A 12064-nucleotide genomic window follows, 5' to 3' on the forward strand; every position below is an offset into this window, starting at 1 on the left:
AGGAGTGAACGATGAGGCTGGCGGGCAAGATTGCGATCGTGACCGGCGCGGGTTCGGGCTTTGGCGAGGGCATCGCCAAGCGCTACGCGCAGGAAGGCTGCAAGGTGGTCGTCAACGACCTCCAGCCTGAGGGGGGCGAACGGGTGGCCGCGCAGATCCGCGCGGCCGGCGGCGAGGCGGTCTTCGTGCAGGCAGACGTGTCGAAGGACGCGGACGTCGCCCGCCTGGTGCAGTCCGCGCTCGACGCCTACGGCGGGCTCACCACCGTCGTCAACAACGCCGGCACCACGCATCGCAACCGCCCGATGCTGGAGGTGGGCGAGGACGAGTTCGACCGCATCTACGCGGTCAACGTCAAGAGCCTGTACCTCACCGCGAAGCACGCGGTGCCGGTGTTCCGTAGGGCCGGCGGCGGCTGCTTCATCACGATCGCCTCCACCGCGGGCGTTCGCCCGCGCCCGGGCCTGACTTGGTACAACGGCAGCAAGGGCGCCGCGATCGTCACCAGCCGCTCGATGGCCGCCGAGCTCGGCCCGGAGCGTATCCGCGTGAACGTGATCAACCCGGTGGCCGGCGAGACCGGGCTCCTCGCCGACTTCATGGGCGAGGACACGCCCGAGCGTCGCGCGAAGTTCATCGCGACCATCCCGCTGGGGCGGCTGTCCCGACCGCTCGACATCGCCAACGCGGCGCTCTTCCTCGCGTCCGACGAGGCGGAGTTCATTTCCGGGGCGTGCCTCGAGGTGGACGGCGCGCGCTGCGTCTGAGTAACCCAACCCCGCGCGCGGGCCAGGTGTCCTGGAAGAAACAACCGGGCTATGGGCTAAAAGGTGAACGGCAGCGCCGAGATGACCGACACGTCATTGGTGCGAGCCTGTGGCGTTGTCGGACGCCGTGGTGCGAGCCCGTATCTGAGCATGGTCCGGCGGCGCTGTCCCGTTCGCTGTTGAACCGTGACCGGTGACGGCTCCTTGGTGAACATGCTACGCGGCCGTGAGGACGGCGCCGTCGTCGCTTGCCGCACGACGGGCATCCAGGGCCTTGAGGAGGGTGCGCATCTGGCCGCAGCCACGCAGCTTGCGCATGCGCGTGGCCGCGTCGCTGAGCGCGCTGGCCACCCAGCGCAGCACCATCTGCCCGTCGCCCCAGCGCTTGACGTTGCGGCTGTAGTGGGCCACCGAGCCGTTCAGGTTCTCGATGGGATTGGTCGTGCGCAGCGTGCGGTACAGCGCCCCGGTGATGCCCCGTGCCTGCACGGTCAGCGTCTCCTCCAGGCCCTCGCGCAGGCTGGCCGCCGCACCCGGGTGCCTGGCCTGCAGCGCGCAGGCCGGACGGCCGAGCTGCTTGCGCGCCAGATCGGCGTCCGAGGCCGACCAGGCGTCCTTCAGGGCCCGCCTGACGCCGGCGTGCAGCTCCTTGGGCAGGTGCTCCAGCACGGGTTGTGTCTGTCAAGTTGTGCAGAAACCCGATCACGGTTCGAGGTTGAGCTGATCAGGCCGCGAGCTTCATGGCGGCCTTCTTGTGCTCCTTGAGCAGATCCATGTTGAGATAGCGCTTGTCCTCGAGCCACGCCTCGTGCGTCTCGGCGCACAGGGCTCTGACCAGGCGAAGACACGACGCCGGGTTGGGGAAGATGCGAGCCACGCGGGTGCGGCGCTTGATCTCCTCGTTCAGGCGCTCCAGCAGGTTCGTGCTCTTCAGATGCTTGTGGTGCTGCCTGGGCAGCATGTAGAACGTCAGCGTCTCGCCGATGGCCTGCTCGGCCCAGTCGGTCAGGCGCGGGTAGCGCGCCTGCCAGCGCTGCAGCCAGGCCGCCAGATCGGCCTGCGCCTCCTTCAGGTTGCGCCGGTCGTAGATCCAGCGCAGCTCCTGCAGGCAGTCGTCGTCGGCGCGGCGCGGCAGGTAGTCCAGCGCGTTGCGCAGGAAGTGCACGTAGCAGCGCTGCCAGGCGGCCTGGGGCAGCAGCTCCGAGACGGCCTTCTTCAGTCCCTCGTGGTCGTCGCTGACGACGAACTCCACGCCCGCAAGGCCGCGCTCCTTGAGCCGGCGCACGAAGTCCTTCCAGCTGGTGGCACTCTCCCGGTTGGCGAGCTCGACGACCAGCACCTGGCGCCGCCCCTCCCAGTTGACGCCGATGGCAATGAGCACCGCCTGGCTGCGGATCACCCCGTCGATGCGCACCTTCTCGTACCTCGCGTCCAGGATCAGGTACGGGTAGGCCTCCTCCAGCGGGCGGTGGGCAAACCTCGCCAGCGCCGCGTCCAGGCCCTTGTTGATCTGGCTGATCGTGCTGGCCGAGAACGCGTGGCCGCACAGCTCCTCGGTCACGGCCTTGACCTTGCGGGTGGACACGCCCTGCACGTACATCTGCGCCAGCGCCGAGACGAGTGCCTTCTCCGAGCGCTGGTAGCGCTCGAACAGCTCGGTGCAGAAGCGCCCCTCGCGGTCGCGCGGCACGCGCAGCTCGAGCTTGCCGATGCGCGTGACCAGGCTGCGGCTGTAGTAGCCGGCGCGGTAGCCCGAGCGCGCCTCGGTGCGCTGACCGGGCTCGGCGCCAGCAGCTCGGTCATCTCGGCTTCGAGCACCGCCTGCAGCGACTCGCGCACCAGTTGCTTGAACACGTCGCGCTCCTGACCCAGCAGGGCTTCAATGGCGACGACGGAAGGCTTACCACTTGGCAGTGGCGGTCATGGCGGTTCGGCCCCTCGCGGGGGCAGGTTGGCTTCGACAATCAACCTCTTGCCATCACCGCCATCCGTTGGCAAATGGTTCTGCACACAAGTCAGGACACTACCCGTGCATCTCGGCCCTTCCGGGCTGTGGACCTACACCACGCGTTGGGGCACGATCCTCGCCGCTTACCGTGCCAGGCCACCACGCTGCGCAGGGCAGGGCGACTGCAGTGCACCGCCGCTGCTGCGCGAGGTGGGCCGGAGCATGCATGCCCGCGCCGTGTGCCGCGCATCCACGCTCGCAGTCAGGCCTTAGCGAACGACCGCCACGGGCCGATCCCGGCCGTTCCACGCGTCGAGGTGAAGACAGTCCCGAAGCGCTTGACCGTTACAGCGCTGCCTGTGCCAGCCGCGTGCGGATGAAGGGCAGCTGCGCCAGTGCGGCCTCGCGCCCGGCGGCGATCGCGCGCTGGCGCGCCGTGAAGTCGGCGCTGCCGATGCCCGCGAGCCGCGGGCGCAGCACGACGTCGGCCTCGCGCAGCTCGAAGCGGCTGATGCTCGCGCCCATGATGTTGAAGGTCTGCAGCAGCAGCCGCACGGCGTCGCCGGTGGGGTTGCCTTCAGGCGGCGTCGAGATGTCCACCGCGATGACCAGTTCGGCACCCATCTCGCGCGCGAAGCGCACCGGCACCGGCGCCACGAGGCCGCCGTCGACGTACTCGCGCTCGCCGATCTTGACCGGCTGGAACACGGCCGGCACCGCGCTCGACGCGCGCACCGCGGTGCCGGGGTCGCCGCGGCGGAACAGCACCGGCTGCCCGCTGTCGAGGTCCGCGGCGACGATGCCCAGCGGAATCGGCATCTGCTCGATCAGCCGGCCCTTGGTCTGCTCGCGCACCCAGCGCGCCAGCGCCTCGCCGCGGATCACGCCGCGGCCGGGGAACGACCAGTCGGTGATCGCGCCTTCGTCCATCGCGAGCGCCAGCGCGGCGAGCTGCTGGCCGTTGAGCCCGCTCGCGTACAGCGTCGCGACGAGGCTGCCGGCCGAGGTGCCGACGACGAGGCTGGGCTTGATGCCGGCTTCCTCGAGCACCTGGATCACGCCGATGTGTGCGAAGCCGCGCGCCGCGCCACCGCCGAGCGCCAGCCCGATGCGCGGCGGCTGGGGCGGTACGGGCGCTGGGGCAACCACCGGCGGGCGCGCGGCCTCGACCGGCGGCGGCTGCACCGGCGCCGTCTGGCAGGCGGCCAGCAGCGCGGCGACGACCGCCATGGCCCACAGGCGCAACAACGTCATGCGCGTAATTGTAGGAAGCCGCCCAGTGCGCGGCTCTTCAAAACCAGGTTGCATAAAAAAATGAAAAAACTGTAGTTCTCAAACATGAAGGCGCTGCCTACAGTGCCGCGCCATGTACCGCTACACCGCTTTCGACCGCCGTCTGGTGAACGAGCGCGCCGCGCAGTTCCGCGACCAGCTCGCGCGGCACCTGCGGGGTGAACTCGACGACGACGCGTTCCGCCCGCTGCGGCTGCAAAACGGCTGGTATGTCCAGCGCCACGCGCCGATGCTGCGCGTCGCGGTGCCGTACGGCGAGCTGGCCAGCCGCCAGCTGCGCATGCTCGCGCGCATCGCGCGCGAGTTCGACCGCGGCTACGCGCATGTGACGACGCGGCAGAACGTGCAGTTCAACTGGATCGCGCTCGAGCGTGCCGCCGACGTGATGGACCTGCTCGCCGAGGTCGACATGCACGGCATCCAGACCAGCGGCAACTGCATCCGCAACATCACGACCGACGCGCTGGCCGGCATCGCGCCCGACGAGGTCGTCGACCCGCGGCCGTACGCCGAGATCCTGCGCCAGTGGAGCACGCTGCACCCCGAGTTCGCGTTCCTGCCGCGCAAGTTCAAGGTCGCGATCACCGGCGCGCGCGAGGACCGCGCCGCCACCGCGTGGCACGACATCGGGCTGCGGCTGGTCAAGAACGACGCCGGCGAGGTCGGCTTCGAGGTGCACGTGGGCGGCGGCATGGGCCGCACGCCGGTGATCGCGACGCTCGCCAACGCCTTCGTGCCGTGGCAGCAGATCCTCGTCTACCTCGAGGCGATCGTGCGCGTCTACAACCGCTTCGGCCGCCGCGACAACGCCTACAAGGCGCGGCTGAAGATCCTCGTGCGCGCCGAGGGCCGGCGCTTCTTCGACGCCGTCGACGACGAGTTCGCGAAGATCCTGCAGCGCGACGTCGACGGCGACGCACACCTGCTGACCGACGCCGAGCTTGAACGCGTCGCGGCGCACTTCGCCGACCCGAGCGGCGTGCGCCCGGCGCGCGGCGGCTTCGAACCGGCGCGCCACCTCGACGCGCAGGCCGGTTTCGCGCGCTGGCTCGAGCGCAACGTGCACGGCCACCGCGTCAGCGGCTACCGCGCGGTCACGCTGTCGCTCAAGCGCGCCGGCCAGGCGCCGGGCGATCTGACCGCCGAGCAGATGGAGGCCGCCGCGACGCTGGCCGACCGCTACAGCCTCGGCGAGATCCGCGTCACGCACACGCAGAACCTGCTGCTGCCGTGGGTGCGCGAGGCCGACCTGTACGCCGTGTGGCAGGCTGCGAAGGCCGCCGGCTTCGCGACGCCGACCGTCGGGCTGCTGACCGACCTGATCGCGTGCCCCGGCGGCGACTACTGCGCGCTGGCCAACGCGCGCTCGATCCCGATCGCGCAGGCGGTGGCCGAGCGCTTCGCCGACCTCGACGAGCTGTACGACATCGGCGACGTCGCGCTGCACGTCAGCGGCTGCATCAACAGCTGCGGCCACCACCACAGCGGCCACATCGGCGTGCTCGGCGTCGACAAGGATGGGCAGGAGTGGTACCAGGTCACGCTCGGCGGCAGCGATGGCTCGTCGCTCGCGGGCGCGGCCGTGCCAGGCCGCGTGATCGGCCCGGCGTTCGCCGCCGACGAGGTGCCCGACGTGATCGAGGCGCTCGTCGACACCTACCGCCGCGAGCGCGTGGCCGGCGAACTGTTCATCGACACCGTGCGCCGCATCGGGCTGGCGCCGTTCCGCGCCGCGGCCGACGCCGTGCGCTGCACCACCGCACAGGCCACGGCATGAAGTTCGTCGACCCGCAGCACGATCCCTGGCACAGCGCCGAGGGTGAGGACGGCCCGCTGCCGCAGCCGGCTGCGGCCGCGCACCGGCTGCTGACGCTCGCACAGTGGCACGCCGTGCGCGACGTCTGGCCGCACGACGTGCCGGTCGGCGTGCGCCTGGACAACGACGTCGACGTCGAGTCGCTCGAGGCCGACCTGCCGCGGCTGGCGCTGGTCGCGCTGCAGTTCCCGCGCTGGACCGACGGGCGCGCCTACACGCAGGCGCGCCTGCTGCGCGCCAGGCTGCGTTACCGCGGCGAGGTGCGCGCGACCGGCGAGGTGCTCGTCGACATGCTGCCGCTGCTGCATCGCACCGGCTTCGACGCCGTGCTGCTGCGTGCCGACCAGAGCCTGGACTCGGCGCAGCGCGCGCTGCGCTTCTTCGCCGGCCACTACCAGGGCGACGTGCACGAGACGCGCCCGCTGTTTCGTCGCGACGCCGCGACGCCAACCCACCGCCCCCGCGCATGAACGCGATCGACCTCTACGCCCGCCCCAGCCCCGACTTCGACGCCAAGCTCGCGCACACGCAGGCGCTGCTCGCGCAGGCCGCAGCCGAGCACGCCGGTCGCATCGTGCAGGCCACGAGCCTGGGCGCCGAAGACATGGTCGTCACCGATCTGATCGCGCGCGCGGGCCTGCCGGTGGCCGTCGCCACGCTCGACACCGGCGCGCTGCACGACGAGACACTCGCGCTGATCCCGCGCATCGCGCAGCGCTACGGCCTCGCGGTCGAGGTCTTCCGGCCGCCGGCCGAGGCCGTCGTTCACTTCGTCGGCCGCCACGGTGCCGATGCGATGTACCGCAGCGTCGAACTGCGCAAGGCCTGCTGCGCGCTGCGCAAGCTCGAGCCGCTGGCACGCCTGCTCGCCGGGCGCGAGGCGTGGATCACCGGCCTGCGCCGCGAGCAGAGCGACGCGCGCGCGGCCGTGCCGTGGCGCGACCGCGATGCCGACGGGCGCCTGAAGCTCAACCCGCTGGCCGACTGGACCTGGGGCGACGTGTGGCACCACATCGCCACGCACGACGTGCCGTACAACCCGCTGCACGACGCCTTCATGCCCAGCATCGGCTGCGCGCCGTGCACGCGCGCGATCGCCGTCGGTGAGCCGTTCCGTGCCGGGCGCTGGTGGTGGGAGCAGGACGACCTGAAGGAGTGCGGGCTGCACGTCGTACGCGCCGAGGCAACGGCATGACCGGCCGCGTCGTTTTCGTCGGTGCCGGCCCCGGGGCTGCCGACCTCATCACGCTGCGCGGTGCGCGCGCGCTCGCCGGGGCCGACGTCGTGCTGCACGACGCGCTGACCGACCCGGCGCTGCGCGATCTGGCGCCGCACGCGACGTGGATCGACGTCGGCAAGCGCGGGTTCTGCGCCTCGACCGCGCAGGCGCGCATCGATGCGCTGCTGGTGCGCCACGCGCTGCGCGGCCATCGCGTCGTGCGCCTGAAGGGGGGCGACCCGAGCGTGTTCGGCCGTCTCGAGGAAGAACTGCAGGCGCTGGCGCGCGCCGGGATCGATGCCGAAGTCGTCCCCGGCGTCACGGCCGCGCTGGCCGCTGCCGCCGCGGCCCAGCGACCGCTGACGCGGCGCGGACGCGGGCGCAGCGTCGCGCTGACGACCGCGGTGCGCGCGGCAGCCGACGGCACCGCGCGCCTGGACGCGCAGCGCAGCGCCGACACCGAGGTGTTCTACATGGCCGGGCGCCAGCTCGGCGCGCTCGCGCGGGCGCTGCGCGCGGCCGGCTGGGCGGCCGACGCGCCGGTGTGCGTCGTCTCGCGCGCCGGCAGCCCCGACGCGCTCGCGAGCGACCACACCGTGGCCACGCTCGCGGCGGCGGCGCTGCTGCACGCCGGGCGGCCGACCGTCGTCACCGTCGGCGTGGGCGCGCAGACCGTCGTGCCGCGAGGCCACGGGGGCGCGCGCGACGGCGCAGCGAACGGCCCCAAGACCCTGGGGCTTGAGAAGCATCAAGGCTGCCCCCGGATCCCCGCGACTTAAAATCTCACGCGTTCGTACACCCCCCGGTGTCGGCCGCCGAATGGCGTGGCGCCGACGCCCGTCCGTGTTGTCACGCCGCCGCGCTGCGCCGGTCCTTCCCTTTTTCTCGAGCCTGCCCATGACCCACGTCGTTCTCGAAGCGTGCATCCGCTGCAAGTACACCGACTGCGTAGACGTGTGTCCGGTCGATTGCTTCCGCGAGGGCCCCAACTTCCTCGCCATCGATCCGGACGAGTGCATCGACTGCGCGGTGTGCATCCCGGAGTGCCCGGTCAACGCGATCGTGCCCGAGGAGGACGTGCCGGCCGACCAGCAGCACTTCATCGCGCTGAACGCCGAGCTGGCCAAGAAGTGGCCGAGCATCACGAAGCGCAAGGCGCCGTTGCCCGACGCCGATCAGTGGAAAGACGTCAAGAACAAGCTGTCCGAGCTCAAGCGCTGAGTCGGGCCGACACCTTCACACCCCGCCCGCACCGGGCCCGATGAGCCGTACCCGATGGAACCGCAAGCCAACGCCGAAGTCGCCGACACCGCCCGCAGCCACGACGGTCCGATCGAGACCGACGCCGTCATCGTCGGTGCCGGCCCGGTGGGGCTGTTCCAGGTCTTCGAGCTCGGGCTGCTCGAGATCAAGGCGCACATCATCGACTCGCTCGCCTACCCGGGCGGGCAGTGCATCGAGCTGTACCCCGACAAGCCGATCTACGACATCCCGGCCGTGCCGGTGTGCACCGGCAAGGAGCTGACCGACAACCTGCTCAAGCAGATCGAACCGTTCGGCGCGACGTTTCACCTCGGCCAGGAGGTGACGGTGGTGAAGAAGCGCGACGACGGCCGCTTCGACGTCGAGACGAGCAAGGGCACGCGTTTCGTCACGAAGACGGTATTCATCGCTGCCGGCGTCGGCTCGTTCCAGCCGCGCACGCTCAAGGTCGACGGCATCGAGAAGTTCGAGGGCACGCAGCTGTTCTACCGCGTCAAGAACCCGGCGCAGTTCGCCGGCAAGAACCTCGTGATCGTCGGCGGCGGCGACTCGGCGCTCGACTGGACGCTGAACTTCGTGCAGGACGGCCCGCACAAGGCCGAGAGCGTGATCCTCGTGCACCGCCGCGACGGCTTCCGCGCCGCGCCGGCCAGCGTCGCGAAGATGAAGGAGCTGTGCGACGCCTACGAGATGCAGTTCATCGTCGGCCAGGTCACCGGCTTCGAAGAGGCCGACGGGCGCATGACGGCGGTGAAGGTCACCGGCGGCGACGGCGTCACGCGCGTCGTGCCGATGGACATGCTGCTCGTCTTCTTCGGCCTGAGCCCCAAGCTCGGGCCGATCGCCGACTGGGGGCTCGCGATCGAGCGCAAGCAGCTCGTCGTCGACACCGAGAAGTTCGAGACCAGCGTGCCCGGCATCTTCGCAGTCGGCGACATCAACACCTACCCGGGCAAGAAGAAGCTGATCCTGTCGGGCTTCCACGAGGCGGCGCTCGCTGCGTTCGGCGCGGCGCCGTACGTGTTTCCCGACAAGAAGATCCACCTGCAGTACACGACGACGAGCCCGAAACTGCACAAGGTGCTCGGCGTCGAGACGCCGGTGTTCGACTGACGACGCCGCTCGCACCGGGGCGATGAAGGGCCGCGCGACGCGGCCCTTCGTCTTTTCCGTATCATGCGCGCCGCGTCCGGTGCTGCCGGGCGCATCCGCTGGGGGTGCTGGCGGACGCGACGCGAGTCGCATCCGTCGGCTGAGAGAGTCCCCTTGAACCTGATTGAGGTAATCCTCGCGCAGGGAAGCAGTCTGGCGATGCGTGCCGCGTGCGCGGGTGCGCGTCGTCTCCACCGACCGCCGACCTGCCATCGACCGAAAGGCTCGCATGGCTATCCGTTTTCGTTCCCGCTCTCGTTTGCGTTGCGGTGCGCCGCGCCCGCGCGCGCCCCGCCGGCGCCTGGCGCCGGTCACTGCCGCCGTCGCGGTACTGCTGCCGCTGGCCGCGCCCGCGCAGGACGACGTGCAGCGCGTCACCGTCACCGGCACTGCGGCCAGCGCGCCGGTGAGCGTCGGCGGCTTCGGCGACGTGCCGCCGTCGCAGCTGCCGATGTCGGTGGGCAGCGTCGATGCGGCGCGGCTCGTCGACGCCGGCGCGACGCAGCTTTCCGACCTCACGCGCTTCGACGCGGCGGTGGGCGACTCATACAACGCCGAGGGCTACTGGAGCATCCTCAGCGTGCGCGGCTACGTGCTCGACAACCGCTTCAACTACCGCCGAGACGGCCTGCCGATCAACGCCGAGACGGCACTGCCACTGGCCCACCTCGAGCGCATCGAAGTGCTGCGCGGCACGAGCGGCATCCAGGCCGGCACGAGCGCGCCGGGCGGGCTCGTCAACCTCGTCGTCAAGCGCCCGGCGAGCGACCTGCGCCACGTGCGTGTCGAGGCGCGCGACGGCGGCGGCTTCGGCGCGGCGGTGGACCTGAGCCAACGCTTCGGCGCCGCGCGCGACGCCGGGCTGCGGCTGAACGTGGCGCTCGACCGGCTCGACCCGCCGACGCGCAATGCGCAGGGCGAGCGCCACGTCGTCGCGCTGGCCGGCGACTGGCGCGCGGCGCCGGGCAGCCGGCTCGAAGCCGAGTTCGACGTCTTCCGCCAGCGCCAGCCCAGCGTGCCCGGCTTCAGCCTGCTCGGCGACACGGTGCCGAGCCCGAACGCGATCGACCCGCGCACGAACCTCAACGACCAGCCGTGGACGCTGCCGGTCGTCTTCGACGGCCGCACCGCGTCGCTGCGCTGGACGCAGGACCTGGGCGCCGACTGGCGCTTCGTCGCGCACGGCATGGTGCAGCGGCTGACGACCGACGACCGCACCGCGTTCCCGTACGGCGTCTACGACGCCGACTACGCGTGCACCTACTGCGACCGCTTCGCGCCCAACGGCGACTTCAGCGTCTGGGAGTTCGTCAGCGACAACGAGCGCCGGCGCAGCGACGCGCTCGACCTGCACGTCGAAGGCGCGGTCACCACCGGGGCGTGGCGGCACGCGCTGACGGCCGGCGTGCTGTTCACGCGCTACCGCGCCACGTTCGAGGACCAGGTCTTCGACGTGGCGGGGCTGAGCAACGTGTTCGCGCCGGTCGTGGTGCCGCCGTCGCCGGGCTGGACCGACACCAACACCGATCGCCGCGAGCGCAGCACCGAGTTCTACCTGCGCGACCGTATCGACGTCGCGCCCGGCTGGCAGCTGTGGGCCGGCCTGCGCCACACGCGCCTGGCGCGCGACAGCGTGCGCACCGACGGCAGTGCGGTGACGTCGTACGCGCAGTCGGCGACGCTGCCCTGGCTCGCGCTGAGCCACCGCCCGACGCCGACGCAGACGTGGTACGTGAGCTGGGGGCAGGGGCTGGAGTCGGAGGTGGTGCCCAACCGGCCGCGCTACACGAACGCGGGCGAGGCCTTGCCGGCACTGAAGAGCCGGCAGGTCGAACTCGGCTGGAAGTGGCGCACTGCGGCGCTCGGTGCCGAAGTCGCGCTGTTCGACATCGCGCGTCCGGTGGCCGAGGACTTCGGCGACTGCGACGGCGTGGCCACCTGCACGCGCCGCATCGACGGCGACGCGCGCCACCGCGGCGTCGAGGCGCAGTTCGGCGCGACGACGGGCCGCTGGGACTGGCGTGCCGGCGCGCTGTGGCTCGACGCGACGCGCGAGGGCTCGGCGCTGCCCGGCGTCAATGGCACGCGGCCGAACAACGTGCCCGAGCTCAGCCTGCGCGCGGGCCTCACGTACCGCCCGGGCGTCGTCGAGGGTCTCGCGCTGAGCGGCGACGTTGTACACGAGGGCTCGCGCGAGCTGCGGCTGGCCGGCGACCCGGCCGTCTACCGCATCGCCGGCTGGACGCGCTTCGATGTCGGGGCTCGCTGGGTGCAGCGCACCGGCGGCACGACGCTGACCTGGCGCGTCGGCGTCGACAACGTGTTCGACCGCCGCGCGTGGCGCGAGGCACCGGTGCTGTTCGGCCACGCGTGGCTGTTCCCGCTCGAGGCGCGCACCTGGCGCGCGTCGCTGCAGGCGGCGTTCTGACGCACGCCGCCGCGCGGCCTGCGGGCGCCGGCGCGCTGCGGCTATAATGCGCGGCTCTTCCCCGATAGCTCAGTCGGTAGAGCGACGGACTGTTAATCCGCAGGTCGCTGGTTCGAGCCCAGCTCGGGGAGCCAAACGCTCGTGCATCGCAAAGGCCTTCTTCGGAAGGCCTTTGTCT

The 12064-nt window shown here is 71.4% G+C and carries 9 protein-coding genes, 1 tRNA gene, 2 pseudogenes and 1 riboswitch; of the genes and pseudogenes, 9 read left to right on the forward strand and 3 right to left on the reverse strand.

The window, feature by feature from the left end:
- Positions 1-11 precede the first annotated feature (11 nt).
- A complete protein-coding gene (locus MOJ79_RS06555; protein ID WP_241923412.1) occupies positions 12-767 on the forward strand; it encodes an SDR family oxidoreductase in 756 nt (251 codons plus the stop codon).
- Between the two features lie 216 nt (positions 768-983).
- On the opposite strand, the pseudogene MOJ79_RS06560 reads toward MOJ79_RS06555, so the two are convergent.
- The 3 genes and pseudogenes from MOJ79_RS06560 to MOJ79_RS06570 form a co-directional block, all read right to left on the reverse strand.
- Positions 984-1436, reverse strand: a pseudogene (locus tag MOJ79_RS06560) (transposase); the annotation flags it as partial.
- 55 nt (positions 1437-1491) lie between these two features.
- Positions 1492-2691 (reverse strand): annotated as a pseudogene (locus MOJ79_RS06565) (IS256 family transposase).
- A 369-nt stretch (positions 2692-3060) separates the two neighbouring features.
- Positions 3061-3969 (reverse strand): patatin-like phospholipase family protein, encoded by a 909-nt coding sequence (locus MOJ79_RS06570; RefSeq protein ID WP_241923414.1) that lies wholly within the window; start codon positions 3967-3969, stop codon positions 3061-3063.
- Positions 3970-4081: 112 nt separating this feature from the next.
- Between MOJ79_RS06570 and MOJ79_RS06575 the strand changes: the two genes are divergently transcribed.
- The 8 genes from MOJ79_RS06575 (at position 4082) to MOJ79_RS06610 (ending at position 12020) form a co-directional block, all read left to right on the forward strand.
- Positions 4082-5785 (forward strand): nitrite/sulfite reductase, encoded by a 1704-nt coding sequence (locus MOJ79_RS06575; protein WP_241923415.1) that lies wholly within the window; start codon positions 4082-4084, stop codon positions 5783-5785.
- Positions 5782-6294 carry a DUF934 domain-containing protein gene (locus MOJ79_RS06580; protein WP_241923416.1) on the forward strand — a complete coding sequence of 171 codons (513 nt, stop codon included), beginning with the start codon at positions 5782-5784 and terminating at the stop codon, positions 6292-6294. Before MOJ79_RS06575 ends, MOJ79_RS06580 begins: the two co-directional genes overlap by 4 nt.
- Entirely contained in the window at positions 6291-7019 is a 729-nt protein-coding gene (locus MOJ79_RS06585; protein WP_241923417.1) for a phosphoadenylyl-sulfate reductase, read from the forward strand. Before MOJ79_RS06580 ends, MOJ79_RS06585 begins: the two co-directional genes overlap by 4 nt.
- Complete coding sequence (cobA, locus tag MOJ79_RS06590; protein WP_241923418.1) at positions 7016-7822, forward strand: uroporphyrinogen-III C-methyltransferase; 807 nt, start codon at positions 7016-7018, stop codon at positions 7820-7822. Before MOJ79_RS06585 ends, cobA begins: the two co-directional genes overlap by 4 nt.
- Before the next feature lie 118 nt (positions 7823-7940).
- The gene (gene fdxA / locus MOJ79_RS06595; protein ID WP_119291100.1) at positions 7941-8264 is read left to right on the forward strand and encodes a ferredoxin FdxA; all 324 of its coding nucleotides are present in this window, start codon (positions 7941-7943) and stop codon (positions 8262-8264) included.
- Between the two features lie 54 nt (positions 8265-8318).
- On the forward strand, positions 8319-9419 hold the full coding sequence (locus MOJ79_RS06600; RefSeq protein WP_241923419.1) for an NAD(P)/FAD-dependent oxidoreductase: 1101 nt from the start codon (positions 8319-8321) through the stop codon (positions 9417-9419).
- A gap of 90 nt (positions 9420-9509) precedes the next feature.
- Positions 9510-9622, forward strand: a riboswitch (TPP riboswitch).
- A 200-nt stretch (positions 9623-9822) separates the two neighbouring features.
- On the forward strand, positions 9823-11886 hold the full coding sequence (locus MOJ79_RS06605; RefSeq protein ID WP_241923420.1) for a TonB-dependent siderophore receptor: 2064 nt from the start codon (positions 9823-9825) through the stop codon (positions 11884-11886).
- A gap of 58 nt (positions 11887-11944) precedes the next feature.
- Positions 11945-12020: transfer RNA gene (locus tag MOJ79_RS06610), tRNA-Asn, on the forward strand.
- Positions 12021-12064: the final 44 nt, after the last annotated feature.

This window comes from Calidifontimicrobium sp. SYSU G02091 (assembly GCF_022631395.1).
Classification (GTDB): Bacteria; Pseudomonadota; Gammaproteobacteria; order Burkholderiales; family Burkholderiaceae_C; genus Calidifontimicrobium; species Calidifontimicrobium sediminis.

What these genes read in the sequence shown, in the direction of transcription:
- MOJ79_RS06580 (WP_241923416.1), top strand. Translation starts at nt 5,782, where the DNA reads ATGAAGTTCGTCGACCCGCAGCACGATCCCTGGCACAGCGCCGAGGGT.
- MOJ79_RS06585 (WP_241923417.1), top strand. Translation starts at nt 6,291, where the DNA reads ATGAACGCGATCGACCTCTACGCCCGCCCCAGCCCCGACTTCGACGCC.
- cobA (WP_241923418.1), top strand. Translation starts at nt 7,016, where the DNA reads ATGACCGGCCGCGTCGTTTTCGTCGGTGCCGGCCCCGGGGCTGCCGAC.
- MOJ79_RS06570 (WP_241923414.1), bottom strand. Translation starts at nt 3,969, where the DNA reads ATGACGTTGTTGCGCCTGTGGGCCATGGCGGTCGTCGCCGCGCTGCTG.
- MOJ79_RS06600 (WP_241923419.1), top strand. Translation starts at nt 8,319, where the DNA reads ATGGAACCGCAAGCCAACGCCGAAGTCGCCGACACCGCCCGCAGCCAC.
- MOJ79_RS06555 (WP_241923412.1), top strand. Translation starts at nt 12, where the DNA reads ATGAGGCTGGCGGGCAAGATTGCGATCGTGACCGGCGCGGGTTCGGGC.
- fdxA (WP_119291100.1), top strand. Translation starts at nt 7,941, where the DNA reads ATGACCCACGTCGTTCTCGAAGCGTGCATCCGCTGCAAGTACACCGAC.
- MOJ79_RS06575 (WP_241923415.1), top strand. Translation starts at nt 4,082, where the DNA reads ATGTACCGCTACACCGCTTTCGACCGCCGTCTGGTGAACGAGCGCGCC.